At 34.9% G+C, this 26523-nt stretch carries 23 protein-coding genes and 1 other annotated feature; of the genes, 12 read left to right on the top strand and 11 right to left on the bottom strand.

The window, feature by feature from the left end:
- Window positions 1-211: 211 nt before the first annotated feature.
- From trpA to ACGH80_RS02120, 5 genes are read right to left on the bottom strand one after another with little or no spacing between them, the layout of a single operon-like run.
- The gene (gene trpA, locus ACGH80_RS02140) at window positions 212-1018 is read right to left on the bottom strand and encodes a tryptophan synthase subunit alpha (RefSeq protein ID WP_411578134.1); all 807 of its coding nucleotides are present in this window, start codon (window positions 1016-1018) and stop codon (window positions 212-214) included.
- Window positions 1015-2208 carry a tryptophan synthase subunit beta gene (gene trpB, locus ACGH80_RS02135; protein ID WP_065590104.1) on the bottom strand — a complete coding sequence of 398 codons (1194 nt, stop codon included), beginning with the start codon at window positions 2206-2208 and terminating at the stop codon, window positions 1015-1017. Before trpB ends, trpA begins: the two co-directional genes overlap by 4 nt.
- Window positions 2209-2234: 26 nt before the next feature.
- Window positions 2235-3617: a bifunctional indole-3-glycerol-phosphate synthase TrpC/phosphoribosylanthranilate isomerase TrpF gene (trpCF, locus tag ACGH80_RS02130; protein ID WP_065590105.1), complete on the bottom strand. Its 1383-nt coding sequence runs from the start codon at window positions 3615-3617 to the stop codon at window positions 2235-2237.
- 15 nt (window positions 3618-3632) lie between these two features.
- Window positions 3633-5264 carry a bifunctional anthranilate synthase glutamate amidotransferase component TrpG/anthranilate phosphoribosyltransferase TrpD gene (gene trpD / locus ACGH80_RS02125; RefSeq protein WP_085164143.1) on the bottom strand — a complete coding sequence of 544 codons (1632 nt, stop codon included), beginning with the start codon at window positions 5262-5264 and terminating at the stop codon, window positions 3633-3635.
- Complete coding sequence (locus ACGH80_RS02120) at window positions 5264-6826, bottom strand: anthranilate synthase component 1 (protein ID WP_296301768.1); 1563 nt, start codon at window positions 6824-6826, stop codon at window positions 5264-5266. Before ACGH80_RS02120 ends, trpD begins: the two co-directional genes overlap by 1 nt.
- A 54-nt stretch (window positions 6827-6880) precedes the next feature.
- Window positions 6881-6966: a sequence feature (Trp leader region), on the bottom strand.
- 220 nt (window positions 6967-7186) lie between these two features.
- Between ACGH80_RS02120 and ACGH80_RS02115 the strand changes: the two genes are divergently transcribed.
- The 3 genes from ACGH80_RS02115 (at window position 7187) to ACGH80_RS02105 (ending at window position 9003) form a co-directional block, all read left to right on the top strand.
- Window positions 7187-8095: an SPFH domain-containing protein gene (locus ACGH80_RS02115; RefSeq protein WP_034910684.1), complete on the top strand. Its 909-nt coding sequence runs from the start codon at window positions 7187-7189 to the stop codon at window positions 8093-8095.
- A gap of 106 nt (window positions 8096-8201) precedes the next feature.
- On the top strand, window positions 8202-8432 hold the full coding sequence (locus tag ACGH80_RS02110) for a hypothetical protein (protein WP_065610987.1): 231 nt from the start codon (window positions 8202-8204) through the stop codon (window positions 8430-8432).
- Between the two features lie 106 nt (window positions 8433-8538).
- Complete coding sequence (locus tag ACGH80_RS02105; protein WP_296301770.1) at window positions 8539-9003, top strand: NfeD family protein; 465 nt, start codon at window positions 8539-8541, stop codon at window positions 9001-9003.
- Between the two features lie 54 nt (window positions 9004-9057).
- On the opposite strand, the gene yqfB is transcribed toward ACGH80_RS02105, so the two are convergent.
- The 5 genes from yqfB to ACGH80_RS02080 all read right to left on the bottom strand — a co-directional run bounded on the left by yqfB (window position 9058) and on the right by ACGH80_RS02080 (window position 15642).
- Entirely contained in the window at window positions 9058-9366 is a 309-nt protein-coding gene (gene yqfB / locus ACGH80_RS02100) for a N(4)-acetylcytidine aminohydrolase (protein WP_034910676.1), read from the bottom strand.
- 43 nt (window positions 9367-9409) lie between these two features.
- Window positions 9410-11692, bottom strand: a complete 2283-nt coding sequence (gene bglX, locus ACGH80_RS02095; RefSeq protein ID WP_411630467.1) for a beta-glucosidase BglX — start codon at window positions 11690-11692, stop codon at window positions 9410-9412.
- A 211-nt stretch (window positions 11693-11903) separates the two neighbouring features.
- Complete coding sequence (locus ACGH80_RS02090) at window positions 11904-12395, bottom strand: YajQ family cyclic di-GMP-binding protein (RefSeq protein WP_065560184.1); 492 nt, start codon at window positions 12393-12395, stop codon at window positions 11904-11906.
- A gap of 104 nt (window positions 12396-12499) precedes the next feature.
- Window positions 12500-13324, bottom strand: coding sequence for a 2,3,4,5-tetrahydropyridine-2,6-dicarboxylate N-succinyltransferase (gene dapD, locus ACGH80_RS02085; RefSeq protein ID WP_034910674.1), 825 nt, complete (start codon window positions 13322-13324; stop codon window positions 12500-12502).
- 731 nt (window positions 13325-14055) lie between these two features.
- Window positions 14056-15642 (bottom strand): hypothetical protein, encoded by a 1587-nt coding sequence (locus tag ACGH80_RS02080; protein WP_411630466.1) that lies wholly within the window; start codon window positions 15640-15642, stop codon window positions 14056-14058.
- Between the two features lie 923 nt (window positions 15643-16565).
- On the opposite strand from ACGH80_RS02080, the gene ACGH80_RS02075 reads away from it, so the two are divergent.
- The 4 genes from ACGH80_RS02075 to ACGH80_RS02060 are packed head-to-tail and all read left to right on the top strand — an operon-like array spanning window position 16566 to window position 18345.
- The gene (locus tag ACGH80_RS02075; protein WP_085164125.1) at window positions 16566-17042 is read left to right on the top strand and encodes a prepilin-type N-terminal cleavage/methylation domain-containing protein; all 477 of its coding nucleotides are present in this window, start codon (window positions 16566-16568) and stop codon (window positions 17040-17042) included.
- A complete protein-coding gene (locus tag ACGH80_RS02070) occupies window positions 17036-17599 on the top strand; it encodes a prepilin peptidase-dependent protein (RefSeq protein WP_411591835.1) in 564 nt (187 codons plus the stop codon). The genes ACGH80_RS02075 and ACGH80_RS02070 overlap by 7 nt, the downstream gene beginning before the upstream one ends.
- Complete coding sequence (locus ACGH80_RS02065) at window positions 17583-18017, top strand: DUF2509 family protein (protein WP_065610973.1); 435 nt, start codon at window positions 17583-17585, stop codon at window positions 18015-18017. Before ACGH80_RS02070 ends, ACGH80_RS02065 begins: the two co-directional genes overlap by 17 nt.
- On the top strand, window positions 18010-18345 hold the full coding sequence (locus ACGH80_RS02060; protein WP_051634165.1) for a prepilin-type N-terminal cleavage/methylation domain-containing protein: 336 nt from the start codon (window positions 18010-18012) through the stop codon (window positions 18343-18345). The genes ACGH80_RS02065 and ACGH80_RS02060 overlap by 8 nt, the downstream gene beginning before the upstream one ends.
- A 22-nt stretch (window positions 18346-18367) precedes the next feature.
- On the opposite strand, the gene ACGH80_RS02055 is transcribed toward ACGH80_RS02060, so the two are convergent.
- Window positions 18368-19117, bottom strand: coding sequence for an alpha/beta fold hydrolase (locus ACGH80_RS02055; RefSeq protein ID WP_411591832.1), 750 nt, complete (start codon window positions 19115-19117; stop codon window positions 18368-18370).
- Between the two features lie 136 nt (window positions 19118-19253).
- On the opposite strand from ACGH80_RS02055, the gene ACGH80_RS02050 reads away from it, so the two are divergent.
- From ACGH80_RS02050 to mdoH, 5 genes are all read left to right on the top strand, one after another.
- Window positions 19254-21191: an exoribonuclease II gene (locus tag ACGH80_RS02050; protein WP_411630465.1), complete on the top strand. Its 1938-nt coding sequence runs from the start codon at window positions 19254-19256 to the stop codon at window positions 21189-21191.
- Between the two features lie 202 nt (window positions 21192-21393).
- Entirely contained in the window at window positions 21394-21633 is a 240-nt protein-coding gene (locus tag ACGH80_RS02045; RefSeq protein WP_411630464.1) for a YecH family metal-binding protein, read from the top strand.
- Window positions 21634-21835: 202 nt separating this feature from the next.
- Complete coding sequence (locus ACGH80_RS02040; RefSeq protein ID WP_065589216.1) at window positions 21836-22498, top strand: hypothetical protein; 663 nt, start codon at window positions 21836-21838, stop codon at window positions 22496-22498.
- A gap of 18 nt (window positions 22499-22516) precedes the next feature.
- Entirely contained in the window at window positions 22517-24079 is a 1563-nt protein-coding gene (locus ACGH80_RS02035) for a glucan biosynthesis protein G (RefSeq protein WP_174798016.1), read from the top strand.
- A gap of 35 nt (window positions 24080-24114) precedes the next feature.
- Window positions 24115-26475, top strand: coding sequence for a glucans biosynthesis glucosyltransferase MdoH (gene mdoH / locus ACGH80_RS02030; RefSeq protein WP_174798015.1), 2361 nt, complete (start codon window positions 24115-24117; stop codon window positions 26473-26475).
- The last annotated feature ends 48 nt before the right edge of the window (window positions 26476-26523 follow it).

The following is a 26523-nucleotide window of genomic DNA, read 5'->3' as shown; positions in this document are numbered from 1 at the left end:
AATGAGAATTATACGGCATTTTAAATAAAATGCAACTGCAAATCACACTGATTTTATCAGTAACCTTAAAATTATTAAAAATATGCTACACGTCAATTTTAATATATATACCACTTAACTTAAGCATAATTGTTTAACTTATATTGGCACAATAATTCCATTTTCAAGCCTATTATTGTGCCCACTATTTAGTACTATAAAGTAATATAAATTACTTGCTAGTTGCCTGTTTCATTGATTGAACAAATTTGGCTAATTGGTTAAGCATTTGTTCAGGATTGTCGAGGTTTTTCTCAATAATTTTTACTGTTGCCGATCCGCTAATTGCCCCAACTGCACCGGATTTAATCGCTTCGCTAACTTGATTCGGTTCTGAAATACCAAACCCTTGTAACGCAGGTGGAGCGCCAAACTCAACTAATTTTTTGATCAGATGGGTAAGCGGTTTGTTAGCTCGATTTTCAGCACCAGTAACACCTGCTCGTGATACCAAATAGGTATAACCTTTGCCTTGCTTAGCAATACTTTGAATGACTTTATCATCAGCATTTGGTGGACAAATAAAAATCGGTGCTATATTGTATTTTTCGGCGGCCACTGTAAATTCTTGTGCATATTGAGCTGGCAAATCAGCAATCAATACTGAATCAACTCCCGCTTTGGCACACTTGGCATAAAAGTCGTCGATACCATTTTTGAAAACTAAATTAGCATAAATAAGTAATCCTATTGGAATATTGGTGTATTGCGCTCTGACATTGGTTAAAATTTCAAAACACTTTTCAACTGTTATTCCTGCTTTAAATGCCCGAATATTGGCATTTTGAATAGTTGGACCATCGGCCATAGGATCTGAAAATGGGATCCCTAGCTCTAGTGCATCAGCGCCAGATTCAATTAAAGTGTGAATGATTTTAAATGACAGTTCTGGCGTTGGATCACCAACTGGAACAAAAGGAACAAAAGCACCTCGTTTTTCGGCTGTTAATGTTGCAAACAGTTTTTGATAACGGCTCATTCTATTTCTCCTTTTGCTTTTAAAATATCATAAACGGTAAAGATATCTTTATCGCCACGCCCTGACAGGTTAACTATTAGTAGCTGTTCTTTAGTTGGATTTTCTTTTATCATTTTCATAGCATAAGCTAATGCGTGTGATGATTCTAACGCAGGAATAATACCTTCATGCCGTGATAACGCTTTAAATGCATCAAGCGCTTCATCATCAGTAATTGAAACATAATCAGCACGACCAATACTATCTAAATACGCATGCTGTGGACCAACTGATGGAAAATCTAACCCTGCCGATATTGAATAAGATTCTTCAATTTGTCCTTCTTCCGTTTGCATCATCGGTGATTTCATACCGAAATAGATGCCAAGCTTACCATGCTTTAACGAAGCGCCATGTTCGCCACTTTCAATCCCATGACCTCCTGGCTCTACACCAATTAATTTGACGGATTTATCATCAATAAAATTAGCAAACATACCAATTGCGTTTGAACCACCACCAACACATGCAATTACTGCATCAGGCAAACGTCCTTCTTTTTCAAGGATTTGTTGTTTAGCTTCACGGCTGATCATCTGTTGAAATTCACGTACAATTGTTGGAAAAGGATGCGGACCTGCTGCTGTGCCAAGCATATAGTGAGCTTTTTCGTAACTACCAGACCAATCGCGTAGTGCTTCGTTACATGCATCTTTTAACGTTGCTGATCCCGTTTCAACTGGAATGACTGTTGCGCCCATCAATCGCATTCTAAATACGTTAGGAGCTTGACGTTTAACATCTTTTGCACCCATATAAATTCGGCATTTTAAGCCAAGTAGTGCGCAGGCTAAAGCTGATGCAACACCATGTTGCCCTGCACCTGTTTCGGCAATGATTTCGGTTTTTCCCATTCTTTTTGCAAGTAAGGCTTGCCCTAATACTTGGTTGGTTTTGTGCGCACCACCATGCACTAAATCTTCTCGTTTTAAATAAAGCTTAGTTTTTGTTCCTGCAGTTAAATTTTTACATAATGTCAGTGCTGTTGGTCTACCTGCATAATTAACTAATAGGTCATTAAACTCTTTCTGAAAGTTTGGATCGTTGATTGCAGAGATGAAGGCATCCTCAAGTTGCTCAAGTACTGGCATTAATATTTGCGGGACATATTGCCCACCAAATTCGCCAAAGTAAGGATTTAATTTAGACATAACCATTCCTTTTTTAAATTAAAAAATTAAATTTGTTCAAATACTGCTTGGATTTTCTGTTTATCTTTAACTCCTGGTGAAACTTCAACCCCTGAATTAAGATCAACACCAATCACATTCGTCGCTAAAGCTGATTTAATATTTTCTGGATTAATGCCTCCAGCTAAAATGACATTATTTAGATCTTGATTATCAAGTAGCGACCAATCAAAGCTTTTTCCTGTACCGCCTGCACCATGATCAAAGATATAACGAGACACTAATGGATTGGCATGTTCAGGTACAGCACCATCAATACTTAATGCTTGCCAAATTTGACAAGTTTTGGGTAATTCTTGGCGCAATGTTTTGATATAGTTTGCATCTTCATCTCCATGCAGTTGCACTGCATATAAAGATAACTGTTTTGCTATTTGGCATACGGTTTCAATATCTTCATTTCGAAATACACCAACCCAATTAAGTGGCGCTGCTGCAATAACTGTTCGAGCTTTAATTGGCTGTATATAACGTGCTGAATTTGTGACAAAAATCAAACCACCATAAACTGCACCAGCTTGATAAGCACTAACAGCATCTTCGGGACGTGTTAAACCGCATACTTTATTTTCGCCTAACATCACCTTACGAATTGCCAAAGTTAAGTTTGGTTCAGACATTAACGCACTGCCAATTAAGAATCCATCTGCAAAACGACTCAGTTCTTTAACCTGATTGTGAGTATAAATACCCGATTCACTAATAATAATGCGATCGTTAGGAATTGATTTGGATAAGGCCTTTACCCGATTTAGATCAACCGTCAAATCCCTTAAGTTACGATTATTAATACCGATTACTTTCGCACCCAGTTGGATGGCTCTTTCAACTTCGTTTTCAGTACTAGCTTCTGTCAATATCCCCATATTGAGCTTATGAGCAATGTTACTTAGATGACGATATTCATCATCCGTCAATACAGATAGCATTAATAGTACTGCGTCAGCTTGATAATAACGCGCTAAATAGATCTGATATTCATCAATAATAAAGTCCTTACAAAGCACGGGTTGTGTGATTTCATTACGAACTATGGGTAAAAATTCAAAGCTACCTTGAAAATATTTTTCATCAGTCAATACTGAAACTACTGAAGCATAATCTTTATAAACTTTAGCAATAGCGGCTGGATCAAAATCATCCCGAATCAATCCTTTTGATGGCGACGCTTTTTTACACTCTAAAATAAAAACCGTTTTAGGTTGATTTAACGCTTGATAAAAATTGCGATCACTAGGGAATATCGCTGATTTAAAGGTATTAATTGGCTTTACTGCTAACTGCTCAGTTAACCATGTTTGTTTATCTTCAATGATTTTTTTCAATACTGTTGCCATTTCAACATTTTTTACTAATGCTGCAATTGCCATGTTATTCTCCACTTATTATCTTGCTGCTAGTTGTTGTAATAATGCATAAGGTTTACCACTTTGCATCATTTCAATTGCCCGTTGTGCATTTTGTTTTAAATTTGACTCGCCAAATAAGCTCATTAACATCGCAACATTAGCGGCAATTGCTGATTGGTGTGCTGGTTTTCCGTGACCTTGTAAAATGGCAATTAACATATCACGATTCTGCTCAGGTGTACCCCCTTCAATATCTTTTAAGGTAAATGTTGGCAAGCCAAAATCGTCAGGTTTAAGCGTAAAATAACGAATTTCACCATCTTTAACTTCAGCAACGTCAGTTTTACCATGAATAGCAACTTCGTCCATTCCTGCACCATGCACCACATAAGCATGTTTATAATTAAGCATTTTTAATGTTTCAGCAATCGGTTGGATTAAATCTGGATGATACACGCCTAATAAAATACGTTTAGGACGAGATGGATTAATCAATGGCCCTAACACATTAAAAATGGTCCGAGTTTTTAATTGTTGGCGTATTGGTGCTGCATGGCGAAAACCTGAATGATATTGCTGGGCAAATAAAAAGCACACGCCAAGTTCATCTAATGCCTGACGAGATGTTTGTGCTGACATATTTAATTTAATGCCTAAGGCAGAAAGCACATCGGAAGAGCCTGATTTACTTGATACACCACGATTACCATGTTTAGCCACTTTATAACCTAATGCTGCAGCCACAAAAGCACTAGCTGTTGAGATGTTAATGCTATTGGTGCCATCACCCCCAGTACCAACAATATCAGTAAAATCATAATCTGGAGAATCAAAAAGATCGGCATTCTCAAGCAATGCTAAAGCTGCCCCTGCTATTTCATCCGGTTTTTCACCACGAACTTTCATACTAATTATTGCGGTAGCCAATACAGTTGGTTCAATCTTACCTTGAATAATTAAATTAAATAGTATTTTACTTTCCTCTTGTGTAAGGGTTTGCCCTAAATATAATTTATTAACAATAGGTTGAATATTATACTCTTGCTTATCAACAATAGCTTCCTGTTTTGGCTTCTCTTGTTTTTGTGGAGGATTTAGTGCCCATTTAATAGTTTGTTCTAATAATTCTACACCTTGAATGGTTAATATCGATTCTGGATGAAATTGAAAACCACAAACCCGATCCTCATCATTACGAACTGCCATTACAATATTATTGCAAAGCGCATTGATGGTTAGTGTTTTTGGAATATTTTCACCTTTTAAAGAGTGATAACGAGCCACCGGTAGCGGATTTGGTAATCCTTTAAACATCGCTTGCTCATCATGCTCAATTAAAGATGCCTTACCATGCAAAATATCGCCAGCTGGCACAATCGCTCCACCATAGGATTCCACAATAGCTTGATAACCAAGGCAGATACCAATAATAGGCAATTTACCTTTTAAACGTTTTAACAGTTCTGGCATGCATCCAGCGTCACTTGGCGCTCCTGGACCTGGTGATAACATTAAAATAGGGTTTTGCATTTGTGACAATTTTTCAATAATTACATTTGCAGGGATAGTATTTCGATAAATCGTCACACAATGCTTACTATTACGTAATTGATCGACCAAGTTATAAGTAAAAGAATCAATATTATCAATAAATAAGATATTAGCCATTAGAATACACCTTCTACATTATGCGCTGCCATGATAGCTCGAATAACTGCACGTGCTTTATTACGTGATTCATCAGATTCTGATTGTGGCTTTGAATCTAGCACCACACCACTGCCAGCTTGTACTGTCGCTATGCCATCTTCGACATAGGCACTTCGAATCACAATACAGGTATCAAGATCACCATTCGCGGTAAAATAGCCAACAGCACCACCATAGCTACCACGTTTAACTTTTTCTGATTCAGCAATTAATTGCATCGCACGAACTTTGGGTGCTCCTGTTAATGTTCCCATATTCATAGTGGCTTGATAAGCATGAAGCGCATCTAAATCACTGCGTAACTGACCAACCACACGCGAAACTAAATGCATCACAAAAGAGTAACGATCCACTTTTAACAAATCTTTAGTATAACGAGTACCGGGTTTACAGATACGCGCTAAATCGTTGCGAGCTAAATCAACTAACATTAAGTGTTCAGCCAGTTCTTTTTTATCGGTACGCATTTCGAGTTCTAATCGACTATCTAAATCATAATCAATATCGCCATTAGCAGTTAAACCTCGTGGACGAGTACCGGCAATTGGGTAAATTTCAACTTGATTAGTTGCTTTAGTATACTTAAGTGCACTTTCAGGTGAGGCTCCAAATAACACAAAATCACTATCTTGCATATAAAACATGTAAGGGCTTGGATTATTGTTTTTTAATACCTGATAAGCCGATAATGGCTCAGGGCAAGGTAATTTAAAACGCCGTGAAGGTACTGCTTGAAAAATTTCCCCCTGCTCAATTGCATCTTGCATTTTTTTGATAATTGTATTGAAATCATCATCACTTTTATTACATGTCACATCGATATTAGTAAGGGACTGAGTATGAATGGCTTTCATTGTGCTATTTAATGTTGCTTGTAAATTAGTTAACCGTTGCGTTAAGCGCTCAGTTTCTTTTGAATCAGAAGTGAAAACCGTCGTTTTTAAAATGGATTTATGATCTTTATGATTTATTTCTAATATTGTTTCAGCTAAATAAAAACAGAAATCTTGACAACGCTGCTCTGTAGGTAAATTAGGTAAGTTTTCAAATCCAGCGACAAGGTCGTAACAAAATAGCCCACCAACAAAAATCGCATCTTGACCACATTGTTCAGGGATATTCACAATAGTCAATAATGTGCGTAATGCATCAAAAACTGATAGCGACTTTAATCTTGAATCTTCATCTTGCATACTATCAATAGTGGGAAATACCAATTTAAGTGTTTGTTCATCCACTTGTACATTATCTAACTTGTCTGTAAAAGCCTGTTGTAATAAAGGTAATAGCTTTTCACCATTTGTGGTCAATGCCTTAAAACTCACTTCATTATTTATTGCCGAAATACGTAATGCACTATCGACAATCATGACACTTTTAATTCCTTGCTTATTATCAATTTCGGCTGATTCTAGTAACAACGTTGCCGGTTTACTATCGCACAATTGATAAAACACTTGAGTTGGATCTTGATAATAACCGATGGTTTGGGTTATTTGTGTTAATGTCGGCTTATTCATTGTTGGCTCTCTACATTTAAATTTTTATTTAGCTGATTCGTTTAACATCCAAAAACTAAAAAACCCGCATAAAGCGGGTTGTGTAAAAAAGACAATACATCATTACATCACCCGCAAAAGGTAACGCACCACCAACCAAAGCTGGTGAATTGACGAGTAATAAGATGTAAATATTGTGCTTTCATAATTTTTATCGATTAAAAATAAATTTTGTACTATTAAACTAGTTTACTAGCACACTGTCAAGAGATTATTTATTTTTAAAAACAAACTTCGCATTTATAACTAGGCAAAAAATTTAATAATCTATAAAATGGTTGACTCATTTTTATTATAAAAAATTATAAGGATTTTTGAACTATGCCAGTATTTTATATCGTCATTGGTGTTATTGTTTTGCTTGCGTTAATTACTGTCTTAAAGGCAATTACAATTGTTCCCCAAGGTTATCAATATACTATCGAACGTTTTGGTAAATATACCCATACACTTGAACCCGGTTTAAATATCATTATTCCGTTTATGGATGGTGTTGGTCGTAAAATTAATATGATGGAGCAAGTACTCGATATTCCATCACAAGAAGTCATTTCAAAAGATAATGCTAATGTGCAAATTGATGCTGTTTGCTTTATCCAAGTACAAGAAGCGGCAAGGGCTGCATATCAAGTAAATCAATTAGAGCGTGCTGTCATTAATTTAATGATGACTAATATTCGTACTGTTTTAGGTAGCATGGAATTGGATGAAATGTTATCACAACGTGATCATATTAACTCTAAGTTACTAAGTATTGTCGATGAGGCAACAAGTCCATGGGGAATCAAAATTACCCGTATCGAAATTCGAGATGTTCGCCCACCAGCAGAATTGATTGCTGCGATGAATGCGCAAATGAAAGCAGAACGTAATAAACGTGCCGAAATTCTTGAAGCAGAAGGTGTTCGTCAAGCAGCGATTTTACGCTCTGAAGGTGAAAAACAATCTGAAATATTAAAAGCAGAAGGTGAAAGACAATCTGCCTTTTTACAAGCCGAAGCGCGTGAACGTGCTGCCGAGGCAGAAGCAAGAGCAACTCAAATGGTATCCGATGCTATTGCTGCAGGTAATATTAATGCTATTAACTACTTTGTTGCCCAAAAATATACTGAAGCATTACAACAAATTGGTTCATCGGATAATAGTAAAGTGATTATGATGCCACTTGATGCGTCAAGTTTAATGGGTAGTATTGGTGGTATTGCTGAATTGATTAAAAACACGAAATAAAAAATCAATTTTTATACTTAAACATAGTGTTTCCTGAAACTTTTCAACAAAATCGTAAACTCTATATTTAGAAATTTCACTGAATGAATCTTAGAGGTGATTGATAATGAATGGTTTTTTGATGGTTTTCTATAATCCACCTTATTGGGGATTTATTGTTCTAGGTGGTATTTTGCTAGTTATAAAATTACTCAATACTGGCAAATATGGTTTTTGGAGTGGGATCGCTACTTTTATTATTGTTTTAATTGCTTGGATTTTACCGTTTTCTTGGCCAATTTTGTGGATCATGGATAGCATTGGAGGCATTAACGAAATGATTAAAAATACTAAATAAAAATCAAATTTTATACTTAAACATAGTGTTTCCTGAAACTTTTTAACAAAATCTATAAACGCTATGTTTAAGATTTTTACTGAATGTATTATAAAGGTAATCAACAATGACTGATTTTTTTATGGTTTTCTATAGTTCGCCCAATTGGGTATTTATTGCTTTAGGCGGTATTTTGCTGATTATAGAATTACTTGGTACTGGTGGATACGGGCTTTGGAGTGGGATAGCTGCTATTATTGTTGGTTTAATTGCTTGGATTTTACCTCTTTCTTGGCCAATTTTATGGATTTTATTTGCAATTCTAACGCTTGTATCTGCTTATCTTTGGTGGCTTTGGCTCAAAAAGCAAGGTAAAGATAAATCAAGTAAAGGCGAAATCAATCAGCCACAACAAGATTTAATTGGTATTAAAACAGTTGTCACAGATGCTATTGTTAATGGCTCAGGTCGGGTAAAAATCAAAGATGGAACATGGTCGGCAAGATGCGTTGAAGATCTTAATGTTGGGCAGCGTGTTGAAATTATTGCTGTGGATGGTTTAATTTTAGATGTGCTACCTATAAATCAATAGTTTTTTGCTAGTTATAAAAATAAATAGGGGCGCATTAACAATGCGTCTTTTTTATTATAAGAGCGAAAAATGAATTACAAAAAAATGATTTTCATTGGGGTATATGTCAGAAATTACTTTTTTCAAATCACTCAAAGTCATATTCTCTTGTTGGGCATGGTTTTCGGTAAGTTGATCAAATGTAATTTGTGTAATGTTAACTATTTTAATTGTACAAAAATACTCATCAGTTTCAAAAGTTCCAACACGAAGCTTATCACCAACTTTAAAATGTGATTCACTCTTATCTCGAATGGTAATGACTTTTAAACCAGCTAAAATATCAGACTTAAAACGTTGATAAAAAGTAATATCATTTTGCACAGCATTATCCTATGTGAAAATTACCCAAATTACTTAACAAGTATTAATCAAGCAAAGTAAATGTTTGCTTGTCCTGAGTTGTCGAATCACTACCGATATACACATTAAATTTTCCTGGTTCGGCAACATATTGCATTTTATTGTTCCAGAATTTCAGCATGTCATATTTAATCACAAATTTTACTTGCCCCTTAGTGTGCGGTTTTAAAGTAATATTATCAAAACCAATTAACTCTTTCACTGGGCGGCTAACCGACGCTGTCACATCTTGCAAATAAAGCTGGACGGTCTGCATACCTTCTCTATTCCCTGTATTTTCAACATTAACGGTGACAATAATTTCACCATCTCGATTCATTTTAGTACTTGATAACGAAAAGTCCATCGCAAAATTGGTATAACTCAAACCAAATCCGAAGGGGAATAACGGCTCATTAGGACTATCAAAATACGAGGTTGTATATTTGCCCATATTTTCCGTACCACGAGGACGGCCTGTATTCAAATGGCTATAATAGACTGGGATCTGCCCAACATTATAAGGAAAAGACATGGGTAATTTACCCGAAGGGTTATAGTCACCAAATAGTACATCGGCAATGGCATTACCTCCTTCAGTTCCTAAAAACCAAGTTTCAAGCATAGCATCAGCTTGAGCATACTCTTCAGATAATGTTAAAGGACGACCATTCATTAAGACAATGACCAAAGGTTTACCTGTCTTTTTCATTGCTTTAATTAATTGTTTTTGAGTTGCTTGCAAAGATAGTTCTGTTCGACTTGATGACTCATGAGCCATACCTTCTGCCTCACCAACAAAGGCAATAACAATATCAGCTTTTTTAGCTATTTTCATCGCTTCTGCAATCATTTTGTCGGCTGGTCGATTATCAAATTTAGTTGTTTCTCCGTATAAATTTAAAAACCGATATAAATTTTTATCATCAGAAAGATTGGCACCAAATGCATAGCTAATTGATTCAGGATTTTTAACTGCATTTTTAATACCTTCTAATGGAGTTACCGCTAAATTAGCACGCCCAGCTCCCGACCAACTCCCCAAAATATCACGTTTTGAATCAGCTAATGGACCAATCACCGCAATTTTCTTATTTTTAGCTAGCGGTAATATCTCATTCTCATTTTTTAATAACACAATACTGCGGCGTGCCACATCACGAGCTTCTTCACGATGTAATCGATTATCAGCAAACATTGTATCGATATCTAATTTTGGATCTAAATTACGATTAGGATCACTAAATAACCCCATATCATATTTAAGTTCAAGTACATGACGACAAGCTTGATTTATTTCATCTTCTGTAATGGCACCTTCTTCGACTAATTCAGGTAAAAATTGTAAGAAATATTCATCATTCATACTTATATCAATGCCAGCTTTAATCGCAACACGTACAGCATCTTTCGGATCACTAGCTACGCCATGATTAATAAGTTCACGAATAGCCCCATGATCACTGACAACAACACCATCAAAATGCCACTGATTCCGTAGCACTTCGGTTAACAACCAATGATTCCCCGTTGCTGGAATACCATTAACGCTCACTAACGAAACCATAACTGCCCTGCTACCTGCATCAATTGCTGCTTTATAAGGCACAAGATATTCTTGGAACATTTTGCGTTCGCTCATATCCGTACTGTTATACTCACGCCCTGCTTCAACTGCGCCATAAAGTGCAAAATGTTTTACTGATGTCACCAATGATTTTTTATCGGCAAGCGATTGCTTTTGCATCTTTTCAACAAAAATCCGCCCAGCTTCTGAGGTTAAATAAGGATCTTCTCCAAACCCTTCAGACACACGCCCCCATCTAGGATCACGTGTAATATCAACCATTGGCGCCCAAGTTATATTTAATCCATCCGAGGTAGCTTCGTCAGCTGATACTTCAGCAGCTTTTGCAATTGCACTACGATCCCAAGTGGATGCAATACCTAAATTAATTGGGAAGATAGTTCTATGTCCATGAATTATATCAAAACCAAAAAATAGAGGAATTTTATTGCGAGATTTTAGAGCACGCTCCTGCATTTGAGAAAGGTCAGGTTCGACAACAGTATTAAAAATGCCACCAATTTCACCTGCTTCAATTTTATCAAGTACTTTATCTAACGTTAGATCACCACCAACACTAATTAGGCGCAATTGTCCCGCTTTTTCTTGAAGCGTCATTTTTGATAATAGATTATCAATAAAAACTTTCTTTATTTCCTTTACTTCGCTATTAGGTTCTTGTGCAAACAAATGCCCAGAAAAGATAAGAAAAAATAAATATATAGCTACTTTTTTCATCATAATAAATATTGTTATAATTAAGAGGATAGACAAGCAGACAGCATAACGTATTTACAAAAAATCTCGTTTTTTTATCTACTTACATTCAGGTTTAAAACATCATAATAGTTATTGCATCCCCTTATTCAAACACTGTCTTTTCTGAAATTTTTTACAAAGTTTAAGGGATAATATTGCCGACAATTGTTGGCAATATCAACTCAATAACACATTAATCTCTAAAATTGGTAAATTGAAACGGTTGACCAAATTCGCTATTTTTAACCAATGCCATAGTAGCTTGTAAATCATCACGTGATTTACCTGTAACACGGACTTGTTCACCTTGTACTTGAGCTTGTACTTTAATTTTGCTGTCTTTGATCGCTTTTACAATCTTTTTAGATAGCTCTTTATCAATACCCTGCTTAAGCTTAACCGTAATGCTATAAAGTTTACCGCTGTGCTCCATTTCTTCAGGAATTTCAAGTGCACCACCATCAATACCTCGTTTAGCTAGCTTATCGCGCAGGATATCGAGCAGTTGCTGTACTTGAAAATCAGATTGGCTTGTTGCTTTAATCGTTTCATTTTTTTCATTTAATTCAAACGATGCTTCAACATTTTTAAAGTCCCAACGAGTAGCTAACTCACGAGTGGCATTTTCAACACCATTTTTAACTTCTGGCATTTGAATTTCTGAAACGATATCAAAAGAAGGCATAAATTCTCCTCTTCTAATGGTTATAAAACTAAAATTATCTAGTTAATAAATAGAATAATCGTCGCCTAACAATAATTTAGACGACTTTAAAATATAAGCGTGAATTAATCGATAGTACGAAGCAATTCATTGATACCTACTTTACCTAAAGTTTTAGCATCAACTTTTTTCACAATAACTGCACAATAAAGACTATATTTGCCATCTTTTGTCGGTAAGTTGCCAGAAACAACTACTGAACCAGCTGGTACACGTCCATAGTGAATTTCACCAGTTGCACGGTCATATATTTTAGTACTTTGACCAATAAATACACCCATTGAAATTACGCTACCTTCTTCAACAATAACGCCTTCAACAATTTCGCTACGTGCACCAATAAAACAGTTATCTTCAATAATGGTTGGGTTAGCTTGTAACGGTTCTAAAACACCACCAATACCAACACCACCCGATAAATGAACATTTTTACCAATTTGCGCACAAGAACCAACTGTCACCCATGTATCAACCATCGTACCTTCATCGACATAAGCACCAATATTGACATAAGATGGCATTAATACAGTATTTCGAGCAACATAGGCACCTTTACGAGCAATAGCAGATGGAACAACACGGAAACCTTCTTGTTGGAATCTTGCTTGATCATATTCAGCAAATTTTAATGGCACTTTGTCATAATAGTTAGTCGGACCGCCATCAATCAGTTGGTTTTCGTTAATACGGAAAGAGAGCAAAACCGCTTTTTTTAACCATTGATGAGTTACCCAATCACCATTGATTTTTTCTGCGACACGCATTTTACCACTGTCTAATAAAGCAATGCATTGGTTAATCGCATCACGTGTAACTGTATCAACATTTGACGGTGTAATCTCAGCACGACGTTCAAATGCTGCTTCAATAATAGTTTGTAATTGTTGCATCTCAAGTTTCCTTTAATTTATAGTCCGTTAGCAAATAATAATTAGATGGACAGTATAATATAATCTTTCTTGCTTTTTAAGTGGTTTAATCAAAACACCACAATCAATATCCAAGCAATCAAAAACAATCGAAATCTTAGTAAAGTCATAGGAAATCACAAAAAAACAGAAAAATAAAAGCTTTAATAAAAATCAATACTTTTTCTGATCACTTTTGGGATGTAATTGCACTGCTTTTTAACACAAAACAACTCACAAAAACCACCTAAGGCTATGTTATTTGTCTTATTCTCGCGTCAGACAAATTTGTCTGGAACAAATTTGAACATCTGAGCACAGAGAAGATGGCCTCGAAAAGGCGAGTATCAGGATGATACGAGAAGCGCCGTAGACACATTATGCGCTAAAGCGTGGGATTGCAAAAGGAGTTCACTCTAATTCCCCTTGCTAGGACATATTCAAGATAGCTATTTTATTCCCCAAAGGTCAATACGTCCGAAACCTTGCCGAACTAAAATAGACCACAGCTTTAAACCGCCACAGCGTAATACTGGACTACCTGCCACGCTTTCTGCGTCGGCGGCGGGGGGCGGCGCGATTGTGGCTTCGCCACAATAGCGCAACCCTAAGGAAAACGCCCCAACTTACGCGGGGGCTTTATTCTTTGTTATATTATCCTCTCAAGCACCGTCCCCCCCCGCGCCTAAGGATTAAGAACTAAACACTAAAAACTAAGGTGTGGTGCAAGCAGCAGAGAAGCTGTAACTGTTACCGTTGCCGTCAACGCCGCCACTAGTAGAGAGAACATGGAAATTACGGATACTTGTGGCATCACTCGTCCAGTAGTTGTTGCTGATGAAACCCGTATCAGCATAGCTGTTCATATTACCCCACTCCGTGAAAAAACCTGCTCCTACATGACGTCTATAATAAAAAGTACCTGACGACGGCATCGCACCATCTATGTTATTTATACATGGGAACCTACTACTATTTACATCACACTTCGCATTGGTTAAATCACTTACCCGTGACAAACGATAACCCAAACTATTACACCATGTGGTTTGATTAGAAACGCTAGTTCTTTGAGCCCCCCGATTGACGAACCACTGCTTTAAGACAAAGCCATATCTCACCCCATTACCACTTCTATCACTTCCCACCAACTCAAATGTCTGTGGCAAAGATGGCACGGTAATTTGACTAGGATTAGAATTGCTCCACAAGCTTCTTGCCTCTGGACCATTCAACGTTACCCGTGTTACATTCTTGGATTTATCTCTAATCCAATTATCATATTGTACAGTACTTCCCCATGGGTCTATAAATGAACCTGAACGCGGCCTAACCCAACTCACCGTTGCCGTTATATCACCACGTGTGGTAACTGTCCAACTAAACTGACTTGCATCTATTCCACCTATATCCAAATCAAAATACAATCCATCTGCACCTGTTGTTGGAAAATTTAAACCGTAAGATGATGGATTAGTAGACTGAACTAAAAAGCCCTTAGCTGGATTCCATATGTTAGCAGGACCTGAGAAGCTGTCTGTGCCATAAGTTAGATTCGGCCTGACTGCACAAATAACGGGCTGTGATGGCGTGATATAATACTCCGCTGTTCCTCCACTAAAAGTACTACTATCTGGCAAACCATATTGTGTAGTTAAACTACCTCCAGTACTACTTAAAGTTACCTTATAAGGTGCATTACATATATCTAATGCATCACTACGATTAATGGTATTGCCATCTTTATCCGTTATTGCTAACGATATACTTCCTAATGCAGTAACTCCACCTGCTCCCTGTCCATCTCCATCATCGTCTCTCCATTTACCTTGTGTCACTAAGTCATTTATATTTATTGAGTCACTTAATGGCGGGACTATCATTTCAATATCAGCCAAGGTATCCCCTACATTAGGTAACTTGATTGGCGCTGTTGGTGATGAAGAATTATTTTGCGATGTGAATGTTCGACCATCTGATAACTTAATACCTAATAAGTCCTCTGTTTTAGTCACTTTAGTAACACCACCATCAAAGGTTAAATAAGGCGCAGTACCGTGAATGCGCTCAGAAGTCGTGGCCGATAATGCCTGCGATTCTAAGGAGTACGGCAATAACAACAACGGCACTAATGCCAATGGGATTTTTGAAAATAATTTTGTGAATAATTTCGATAACAATTCGAGAGATAATTTCGATGATATAAATGAGTTTCGTGCAAAAACTCTTCGAATAGGATTATTTAATAAATTTAAGGCATAGGTTTGCCAGTGCTGGTGGCTAAAATGATAATGCATCATGGTTCACCTGTCAAGTAATTATTTGTTTTATTTATATTTTTATAATTATTTGCTTATTTAATAAGCTTGTTTTCCTATAGCGATAAAAGTATAACCATTTTAAAAATTGTTGGCTAGTTTTTTGGCGGACTTTTTTGTAAAGAAATGTAAAAATAAAAACGATTTGTCTTTATAGAATAGATGGGTTAATTTTCTAATTAAAATAAGGTGTTAGTTTTGTAAGTTTTTGTATTTTGCGGAATGATTAATATTGCTGATAACATCTAAAACACAAACACGCCCAACAACCTAGTTTAGCGTACTAGCTTTACTTCGTTATCGGCACATTTTGACGCTCTAATAAGGCAAGCATATTAGCCTTGTAGTGCTATAAGTGTGTTTCTTGCTTTAAAAGCGTTCAAATGGACTATTGATTTTATTTAAGTTTTTTGTTAATTTCCTTGATTGCACCATGAAGTGTAATTCGTCTTAACGCTTAGAATAAAAAGCGACAGGGCTTTTAAACTTATGCCGTTTTCTTGTGTGTAAGTTCAATAGATATTGTGTATAGTTATAAATACAAAAATCTAGTATCTTTCCTTCCTAGAAAGGTGATTATAATACATAACAATCTCCAAACTGTGATGGTGCGAAGGTGCTAGTATAAATCACCTTTCTACTTTCTTCACTCCACCGTGTTTAAAATTGCACTTCATGTTTGAATCCAGGAAAAACAAAATAAAAAACTTAGTAAAATCAATATACTTGCCAACCGCTTTTTGACGTAATTTTTAAATAAACTTTTCATCAAAACAAAAAGCAAAGTATTAACGAAAAAAGCACAATTTATTTGAGCAATGTATCACAAATCTAGAATGTCAAATAACCAATTGTTTAATTAAAATGTACTCTGCAACTATCGTGATAGTTACCAAGACAATATTATGCAAAATTGGGGATTTTCATTACTAGAATTGTTAATAACTATTTGTATTAGTGCTATTTTAGTCACAATAGGCGTTGAGCATTGGAAAGAGCAACAGCTGCGTAATGAATTAGCTTATACAACCAAACAGTTAGCTTATTTTTTGTATGAAGTTCAAATAAAAGCGTCGATTAAAAATGAGAATTACATTATTCACCAATTTACTTCACCTTGGTGCATTGCAATCACTAACGATGAAAAACCTACATCATGCAGTGAAGGAGTACTTTATTTTATCAAACCTGATAATTCTGTTGAAATTAGTGAATTATTAAACAATAAAAATGCTTTGATCTTAGGTCGTCGCAACTTAGCACAAACAATGTCTTTCCAATTAAAAAATAAGATAGGTACTAGCAGGATTTTTATTTCTTTATTTGGACGCATTCGATTCTGTGCAGAAAATAGCTATATAACAGGGTTACCTCGATGTTAAAAGCATCTGGATATTCCTTATTTGAAATGCTTATTAGCTTAATATTATCAAGTCTAATTTTTATGGGTATAACCTCGTTTTACATTCAATTACAAACAAGTATTATGCAATATTATCAAAAAATACGTTTACAACAGGCAATTGAACTTGGATTAGCTGGTATGAAAAAAGACATAAGACGAGCTGGTTTTATTGCTAATGACCCCAAAAAAATAACAGCTAAAGCTATTAAAATCGATAAACAAGGAAAATGTATTGTTCTTCGATACGATAGCGAAATTCGCAATTCTTGGGTTTGGGACAAATTTTCCCCTATAAAGTCAGATGTTTTTACCTATCGCTATAAAGAAAACAATATAGCCTATAAAACAGGAGCAATAGATTGTTTTGGAACTAAATGGGAAAACTTATTTGATTCAAACGAAATCAAAGTAACCGATTTTACAATAAAACAGCTACCCGATGCCATTAGTCTATCTGTTACTGCTGAATTAAGAAAAAACAAGCAGATTAATTATCACATAACTGAAATAATCAAAAATGAAAACCTATTTTAAACAAATTTATACTTCGTCTGGGTTTAGCACTATTTTAATGGTAATTATTTTGATGGTTGTGGGATTGGTGCTATTAATTGGTTTTAATATACTTATTACCTCGTGGCAAAAAACTATCTTAATGGAAAGTCAATACTATCAAAAATTTAATCAAGCTAGTTCATCTTTAACTTGGGCAATAACCCAAAATTGGCAAACTCCTAAAACAAATTGGTATTGTATGACTGAACCCACTTATCAATTAAAAGCATGTATAAAAAAGTCTTTATTAAAAATTGATAAGTATGTGTTAGTAAGGGGCGAAGCTAAAGACTTCTATTTATATACACTCGCACATTTTGATAATAATCGATTGATTGTTGAAAAAGGTCATTGGCTCGATTATTGCCCAGAAAAAAGGGCTATTTATTGTGAATAACAAAAAGAAAAAAATAGCTGGCTTTAGTTTAATTGAAGTTATGATAGCAACGCTATTATTTTCAATTATTATGTTAGGATTTGTTAATTACCAACAAGCATTGTTTTATAAACATCACTACTTTACAAACTACTTACGTGCCAACAAAATTGCTTTTCAGCTACTTGATAGCTACCCTTATACCACAAACCAAATTATTCCTTCTGGTTGGCACTATAAGCTCACCAGTAAAACTTATAATGCTCAGTGTAAAATGGTTGTTATAACGGTTAATGCACCTAACAAACAAGTTGCCAAGCAGCAACGATTATTTTGTAATTCACTCTAAATGTTTGCAAGTTAAATACCATTCATCCCTCTATCCAGTTATGTAGAAGTTGCAAAACTTGTGACGTTTTTTCAGCGTGAACATTATGCCCTGCACCTTCAACTACTTCAATTTTTGCATTAGGAAATTGTTCGAAAATCGCTGGATAAGCTTCATTTGTAATATAAGTAGAGTTATTTCCCCGAATAAATAACGTGGGTTTTAAGCAAGGAGAGATATTTTGCCAATCGCATATATGAGCATATTGTGAATTAATTGCTTCAATATTAAACAACCATTTATCATTCTTAAACGATTTTAGTAAAAAAAGAATGGTTGGCATGTTAATACCTACTTGTTCCATTAAATTGATGATCTGCTTTTTATCGGTAATTTTGTTACTAAGGCAATACATTAACACTCTTAAAATAGTGGCATTGGCCGAACGGTGATATTTTATAGGCGCAATATCGATAGCAACAATTTTTTGGATAGAATCTGAAAGCATTTGCGATAATTGCAAAGCAATCTTCCCCCCCATTGAGTGACCAACTAATATTATATCTTTTAATTGTAAATCATAACAAAGTTCAGCTACATCTTCAGCCATAGTTTGATAAGTTATCTTATCAGACCAAGGGGAATGCCCATGATTACGCAGATCAACTTGCACGGTTTGATAATACTGCATAAAATCCTTCGCTAACATATTTAAATTATCTAAACTCCCAAATACCCCATGTAAAAACACTATCGACTTTCCATCACCCTGTAATTTATAGTTTAATTTCATACTTTAATTCGACCAATTATTTTAAGTGGCATTATTATACGTCTATTTTCAATACCATCACCGATTAATTCAATAACCACAATTTGCATAAATATGATAGAATTTAATACCAACTTTTTAACTAGTGTTAGGCCATATGTTTCAAAATAACCCTCTACTTGCACAATTAAAACAAGAACTCCATGAGCAAACACCACGCGTTGAAGGCACTATTAGAGCTCATGAAAAAGGATTTGGTTTTTTAGATGTTGATAATAAAAAAAGTTATTTCATCCCTATTGCTAAAATGAAAAGAGTTTGCAATGGTGATAAGGTATCAGGGACAGTAATAAGTAATAACGATAAAGAGTCTTTTGAACCTGAATCATTAATTGAAAGTGCATTGCAAAAATTTATTGGCAAAATAGGCTTTCAAGATCGTGCAATGGTTATTTATCCTGAAAATATGTCAACTAATCTAGCCATTCGTTGCAAAATAAACAAGCAAGTTAGCGAAAAACTAAAAGAAGGCGATTGGGTTTTGGCAACGCTTGTTTCTCACCCTTTGCAAGAAGAACAGAATCAATTTCTTGCCGAAATTGTTCGTTTTGTTGCTGAAAGCAATTCACCTTATCAACTTTGGCTAAAAACGTTAGCGCGCTACGATTTAGAAACTCACGCCCCACAGTTCGATTCATTATCAATTAACGGTACTGAACTTGATAACCGTCAAGATTTAACCGATGTTAACTTTTTCACCATCGATAGCGAAGATACAGAAGATATGGATGATGCTATTGCGATATCAAAAGGTGAACAAGGAGATTATCAATTGATGGTTGCCATTGCCGATCCTACCGCTTATGTATTACAAGATAGCGAACTTGATCGTATTGCCAAAATCAGAAATTTTACCACTTATTTGCCTGATTTTAATATCCCTATGCTACCCAAAGAGCTTGCCAATGATTTATGTTCATTAAAAGCAAATCAAAAACGTCCAGCAATGATATGTAAAATGAGTATTGACGAAACGGGCAATATTAATAGCGATGAGATCACTTTTATACCAGCTTGGATTGAATCAAAAGCTAAATTAACTTATAACAATGTTTCTAATTTTTTAGAAAATAATGAAGATTTAGAAACTAACAATCCAATTATTAAACAGCAACTTAAACATTTAGCTGACTTAGCAAAAATTCGTATGACATGGCGGCAAAATCATGCATTAGTTTTTAAAGATAATGGAGATTATCGTTTTGAACTTGATGAAAATCGCCAAGTTAAATCAATAATTAAAGAGTCTCGTCGGATTGCAAATCAAATAGTAGAAGAAGTCATGGTTTTAGCTAACCAAGCTTTAACATTGCAATTAAAAAATAAAATTGGTTTTGGAATTTTTAATATTCATTCAGGTTTTGATAATAAATATATTGAACAAGTAGTGACTTTTTTAAATGACAACGGAATCACTGAGTTTGATAAAGAATCATTATTATCTTTCGATGGTTACGTAAAGTTGCGTCGTATAATCGACAACACTCCATTTTTGTCCACAAAACTTCGCAAGTTCCAAAGCCCTGCTGATTTTTCAACTGAACCTAAACCACATTTTGGTTTGGGATTTGATGCCTATGCAACATGGACTTCACCAATACGTAAATATGGTGATATGGTCAACCATCGATTAATCAAAGCATTTATCCGATCACAAGAATTAGTCGCACCCGATAAAGATCAATTAAAAAACATGAATGAAAGACGCAAAACATTACGCTATGCAGAACGTGATATGGCTGAAAACCTTTATGCTCAATACTTATCAAATAAAGTAGGTGAAAGTTTTTCTGCTGAAATTATCGATATCAATCGTGGTGGTGCTCGAGTTCGTTTATGTGATATAGGCGCTTTTGCATTTATGCCACTTTCAATGATTCACTCAGTCAAGGAAGAAATTACTCCTTTACCCGATGAAGGAATCATCAAAATTAAAGATGAGGTTTGCTACAAACTTGCTGATACTATATCTGTTGTTATTCACCAGGTTAAAAGCGAAAATCAATCAATCATTACAAAATTAGCCAACAATTAAAAATAAAAGAAAGATTATTCTTGCTTGAATTTACAGCTTTTTGCTGTTATTTCTTCCCCCGATGTAAATCAGGGGGAATAATTAAAACTTTATTATATTTTTAATATCAAACCTCTTTTTCTTATTAAAAATATCTGTTATCTTTCGGGACTAAAAATAATGAATTAATCATTAAAATGAACAATAATTCAGGGAGGCTATAATGTCAATTCATGGACACGAAGTATTGCATATGATGAATGGAAACAATTATACCGAATCTTCTTTACTTGATGCTATCAAAAGTAAGTTTGGAGAAGATGCCATATTTCATACTTGTTCAAAATCCAACATGAATGCCGAGCAACTAATCGCTTTTTTAAAAGCAAAGGGGAAATTTAAATCCTCAGTTGATCATGAAACTAAATTTACGGTCGATAATAAAAAAATATGCAAACATTAGAGAGAAATGACCGTATATAAAGTACAATTTTTATAAATTTAATTTAATCTGCTAGTGTTTTTTAAAATAATAAGAGTATATAATTTCGCGCTATAACAATAATCGTTATAAGTGGCTGTTGTTACTAATAACGTGACTAAATTAGTGGCAAAGTTGCTCGCTTTAAAATTAACCTAAAGAATATGCTCATGGAATTTGATAAATGAAAGTAAGTAATATCCTTATATGCACCTTTGTCGCTATTCTTGTCACAAGTTGTGCAAAAAAAAATTTACCTTTAAAAAATAATGAACCAATTTCCGAAACAGAGCAACTATCTCTATTAAAACAACAAACTGAAACTAACGACCCTTATGTTGTTGATGCTAAAAATCAACTAATTCGGTTTGTTGGTGATAAAAACTTCGATAACTACATTATTAAACAAGGTATTCTAAATTGTAAAGGCAATAACAATCTCTCCTCTTGTGTATTGAATTTTTATTTAAATGAACTATATAAATTAAAGTATCATGTGCAACTCAAAAAAGTAGTTGAGGAAAACCAAGCCGAACATAATATGGAACTAAGTAAAATAAAAGCAACTGAAAACAATATAAAAAGTTATTGCCAATATTCAGCTGATTTCGTTGCAGCAATTTATACAAAAGATAATGCAAAAATAACACAATATTTTCGACCACAATTTAGAATGTCAGAACAAGATATCTCATCCTTAAAAGCAAAGATTACTAAAGATGACTATTCTTACTTCCTAATAAACGAAAACCCAAGCATTCTTCAAGAAATGAAAGTGGATTACGTTGAGAAATGCTTAGATGATCCAAAAAACAATATTATCAATTATTTCAATATTTTTAGATAATACTAACGCGAGTCTTTTATGTGCAATTTATTTCCAATTCATAAGTTTAATAAAACTTTAATTTGCAAGGTGCTTTGCTTAGCTTCAGCTACTTGTATTAGTTTTTCTGCATGGGCTTTTTCGCTTGATGATGTAGTTGAAAAAGCTGAAAAACTATCTAAAAAGGCTTATGTTCAACCATCTAAAAATATTCCTAATGAATTAGCATCTTTACAATTTGCTGATTACCAAAAAATTCTATTTAATCATAAAAAAGCTTACTGGGGTGATCAAAAAAGTCGTTTTAAACTTGAGTTTTATCACGAAGGAATGTACTTTGATGTTCCAATAAAGATTAATGAAATTGTTAATAACCAAATAACTCCAATACAATATGATCCTAGCTATTTTGATTTAAGCCAGATTAATCTTGATAAACTAGATACTAAAAATTTGGGTTTTGCTGGTTTTAAAGTCCATTACCCAATTAATAATCCAACAAAAACCGACGATGAAATATTTTCAGCTCTTGGTGGCAGTTATTTTCGTGCGGTAGGTAAAGATCAACGCTATGGTCTTTCGGCAAGAGGGCTTGCCATTAACACTGGAGAAATGTCTGGTGAAGAATTTCCACGTTTCAAAGAGTACTGGATTGAAAGACCAGAACCAAATCAAAAACATTTAGTTATCTATGCATTACTTGACTCACCAAGCGTAACTGGTGCTTATAAAATTACATTGATTCCAAGTATTGATACTACTGTTACAGTTCAAGCTAAGGTCTTTTTCCGCGATTCTGTAAAAAAACTTGGCATTGCCCCACTCACCAGTATGTTTTTATTTGGGCCTAATCAACCATCACCATTGTTAAATTATCGACCTGCAATGCATGACTCTAATGGTCTGTCAATTTTAGCTAATAATAACGAATGGATATGGCGTCCATTAAATAACCCTAAACGTCTATCGTTTTCATCGTATAGTTTAGAAAACCCAAAAGCTTTTGGCTTAATTCAGCGTGATAAAGGTTTTGATGATTATCAAGATCTCGATGATCACTATGAAAAACGACCAAGCGTTTGGACTGAAATTTTAGGCGATTGGCAAAAAGGACGAGTCGAATTAGTTGAAATCCCAACAGCAGACGAAACTAACGATAATATTGTCACTTTTTGGGTGCCAGAAAAACAATATAAAGCTGGCGACGTGCTTGATATAAAATATCGATTACATTATTCATTACATGAATTACAGCGTTATCCTAATAATATCGCAAAAGCTATTAGTACCCGATTATCACTCGGCGATATAAAACAAGCTAATTTAATTCGTAAACTTGATGGCTCTAATGCGTACGTGATTGACTTCGCTGGTCCTTCATTATCAGAAAATGACCCAGTCAAAGTAATTTCAAGTATTACTAACGGCTCTATTGTAAGCTGTGATTCACAGTACAATCCAATAATAAAAGGATGGCGTGTAATTGTTAGATTCAACGTCCAAGATAGTAAAAAGGCAACGGATATTCGTGTACAACTCGCTTCACAAGCAACCAATGAAGTGATTTCTGAAACTTGGAGCGGGCAATACCCAGCACAATAGTAATGTAATAGTCATTATTATTATAAGATAAAAATATGAAAAAAGATTACTTTACAAATCTACCTGATGCTGAAGCTTGGCGTCAAAAATATGAAAATAATACAACATCACCTGATGATGTTGAGTTCTTAAAATATCGCTTAAATCAGATTGGCGATACTAGTTCTTTTATTGATGACCGAAAACAACAACCAAGTTATCCTGAAGTTGAACGCGTTCCAATTCAACCTCAAATCTGGAACCAGCGCTATATTGCCAAGTCAAAACATAACTTTAATATTTTAGCTATAATTCGACGCTTTATTATGTTTGCGCTGATTGTAGTACAAACATATTATGGAACCACTTATCTATCTTCTTTATTACCATACCAAAGTTGGCAAAAAATCAATTTTATGACTAATTGGGATATCAATCCTGAATTAGCCATCTACAGCATAATACCTTATATCATACAAGGGGCGATTATTATCCTGTTTGCTATTTTGTTTTGTTGGATCTCCATTGGATTTTGGACCAGCATTATGGGCCTAATTTTAGCCGTCATGGGTAAAGACCGTTACACTATTCCTATTCCCAAGGACCCAGCATCACATATCGACGCAAAGCATCGAACCGCTCTTGTTATGCCAATTTGTAATGAAGATGTTGCTCGAGTATTTGCTGGGTTACAAGCAACTTATCAATCTTTAGCTGAAACAGGCCACGCAGCTTGTTGTGATTTTTATATATTAAGTGATACTAACGATCCCGATCTATATGTGAACGAACTTAAAGCTTGGGCTGAATTTAATGCAGCAAAACAAAACAATGGTTGCAACGTTTTTTATCGCCATCGCAAACGCCGAGTAAAACGTAAAAGTGGTAATATTGATGACTTTTGCCGTCGTTGGGGACATCAATATGAATACATGATGATCCTTGATGCCGATAGTATCATGACTGGTGATTGCATTTTAAAAATGATCGCCATGATGGAAATGACCCCAAAAGCCGGTATTTTACAATCACCACCAAAATCAGTAAGAATGACCACGCTTTATGGACGTATTCAACAATTTGCCAACCAGATTTATAGTGATATATTTTGTTCTGGTACACACTTTTGGCAATTAAGCGAAGCGCAATATTGGGGACATAATGCAATGATTCGCTTAAAACCTTTTATTGAGCATTGCATATTATCTCCATTGCAAAAACGTAAGGGTCCAATTCATATCTTATCGCATGATCTAGTTGAGGCGACGCTTATGCGTCGTGCTGGTTATGGCGTCTGGATTGCTTATAATATGAATGGAAGTTATGAAGAGCTTCCTGGTAATATGATTGAAGATTTAAAACGTGATAATCGCTGGTGTATGGGTAACTTAATTAATTTAAGGCTAATCTTCAAAAGCGGTATTAAATTGACCCATCGTTTAATGTTTGCAACTAGTGGCATGGCTTATATTTCTTCATTATTGTGGCTAGTATTTTTAATATTTTCGACACTATTATTATTGGTGTTTAATATTTCTGAGCCTCAATATTTCTTCCAACCTAACCAATTTTATCCGACTTGGCCAAGGTGGGATGAACAATTAGCCATTCAACTATTATCAACCACAATGGTTTTACTGTTTGCACCTAAATTCTTCAGCTACGGTATTATTATAGCCAGAACTGGGGCAAAAGATGTTGGCGGTATATTTAAATTAACTTTATCAATACTGATTGAAATGATTTGGTCAATGATTTTAGCGCCAATACGCATGATCTTTCATAGTAAATTTGTACTTAAAGCATGGATGGGCAGTAAAATTCAATGGAAGTCACCATCCCGAAATGACGACGCTCTAACATGGGGGGAGTCATTTTATTTTTGTTGGCCACTGTCATTATTAGGTATTATCTGGTTAGGAGTAATTATCTGGTTAAATCCACAATTTACTTATTGGTATATAGCCATATTAATACCTTTAACCATTTCACCTTTAGTAATTAGAGTATCTGGGCTTTCAAGTATCGGCATGAAGGCAAAAAAAGCAGGACTATTTTTAACCCCTGAAGAAACGCATCCTACAAGAGCTGTTACTCTTACAGGCGAATATTTAATTAAAACTGAAACTGCATTTGTTGAGCATGGCTTTGTTATGGCGTTGGTCGATCCTATATATAATGCGCTAACTTGCTCTTTATCGACTTCAAGACATAGAGTTAATAATAAAAACCAACAAAAACGCAATGAGCTTATTGAACAATATCAACACATAGACTTAGAAAAAATGAGTAAAGAAAAGCAGTTAGCGATTTTAGAAGACCCAATTATTCTTTCCGCATTACATCGTCATATTTGGCAACAACAAGAAAAATACGACAATTTGTTCTCAATATGGCAAAATGAACGCCAGCAATAAGAAATAGGGCTTTTGCCCTATTTCACTTCTTTTTAGTAACTAATCAAA

This window comes from Gilliamella sp. BG1, assembly GCF_046635625.1.
GTDB lineage: Bacteria > Pseudomonadota > Gammaproteobacteria > Enterobacterales > Orbaceae > Gilliamella > Gilliamella bombi.
The sequence above is the reverse complement of the archived record's forward strand: the minus strand, read 5'-3'. Positions and strand labels throughout refer to the sequence as shown.

Bases quoted from the DNA above. Each gene is read 5' to 3' on its own strand.
- trpD (WP_085164143.1), bottom strand. From the start codon at position 5,264: ATGGCTAATATCTTATTTATTGATAATATTGATTCTTTTACTTATAAC.
- ACGH80_RS02050 (WP_411630465.1), top strand. From the start codon at position 19,254: ATGTTTCAAAATAACCCTCTACTTGCACAATTAAAACAAGAACTCCAT.
- bglX (WP_411630467.1), bottom strand. From the start codon at position 11,692: ATGATGAAAAAAGTAGCTATATATTTATTTTTTCTTATCTTTTCTGGG.
- ACGH80_RS02075 (WP_085164125.1), top strand. From the start codon at position 16,566: ATGCAAAATTGGGGATTTTCATTACTAGAATTGTTAATAACTATTTGT.
- dapD (WP_034910674.1), bottom strand. From the start codon at position 13,324: ATGCAACAATTACAAACTATTATTGAAGCAGCATTTGAACGTCGTGCT.
- ACGH80_RS02055 (WP_411591832.1), bottom strand. From the start codon at position 19,117: ATGAAATTAAACTATAAATTACAGGGTGATGGAAAGTCGATAGTGTTT.
- ACGH80_RS02035 (WP_174798016.1), top strand. From the start codon at position 22,517: ATGTGCAATTTATTTCCAATTCATAAGTTTAATAAAACTTTAATTTGC.
- trpB (WP_065590104.1), bottom strand. From the start codon at position 2,208: ATGTCTAAATTAAATCCTTACTTTGGCGAATTTGGTGGGCAATATGTC.
- ACGH80_RS02045 (WP_411630464.1), top strand. From the start codon at position 21,394: ATGTCAATTCATGGACACGAAGTATTGCATATGATGAATGGAAACAAT.
- trpCF (WP_065590105.1), bottom strand. From the start codon at position 3,617: ATGGCAATTGCAGCATTAGTAAAAAATGTTGAAATGGCAACAGTATTG.
- ACGH80_RS02065 (WP_065610973.1), top strand. From the start codon at position 17,583: ATGAAAACCTATTTTAAACAAATTTATACTTCGTCTGGGTTTAGCACT.
- mdoH (WP_174798015.1), top strand. From the start codon at position 24,115: ATGAAAAAAGATTACTTTACAAATCTACCTGATGCTGAAGCTTGGCGT.
- ACGH80_RS02080 (WP_411630466.1), bottom strand. From the start codon at position 15,642: ATGATGCATTATCATTTTAGCCACCAGCACTGGCAAACCTATGCCTTA.
- ACGH80_RS02110 (WP_065610987.1), top strand. From the start codon at position 8,202: ATGAATGGTTTTTTGATGGTTTTCTATAATCCACCTTATTGGGGATTT.
- ACGH80_RS02120 (WP_296301768.1), bottom strand. From the start codon at position 6,826: ATGAATAAGCCGACATTAACACAAATAACCCAAACCATCGGTTATTAT.
- trpA (WP_411578134.1), bottom strand. From the start codon at position 1,018: ATGAGCCGTTATCAAAAACTGTTTGCAACATTAACAGCCGAAAAACGA.
- ACGH80_RS02040 (WP_065589216.1), top strand. From the start codon at position 21,836: ATGAAAGTAAGTAATATCCTTATATGCACCTTTGTCGCTATTCTTGTC.
- ACGH80_RS02115 (WP_034910684.1), top strand. From the start codon at position 7,187: ATGCCAGTATTTTATATCGTCATTGGTGTTATTGTTTTGCTTGCGTTA.
- ACGH80_RS02090 (WP_065560184.1), bottom strand. From the start codon at position 12,395: ATGCCTTCTTTTGATATCGTTTCAGAAATTCAAATGCCAGAAGTTAAA.
- ACGH80_RS02105 (WP_296301770.1), top strand. From the start codon at position 8,539: ATGACTGATTTTTTTATGGTTTTCTATAGTTCGCCCAATTGGGTATTT.
- ACGH80_RS02070 (WP_411591835.1), top strand. From the start codon at position 17,036: ATGTTAAAAGCATCTGGATATTCCTTATTTGAAATGCTTATTAGCTTA.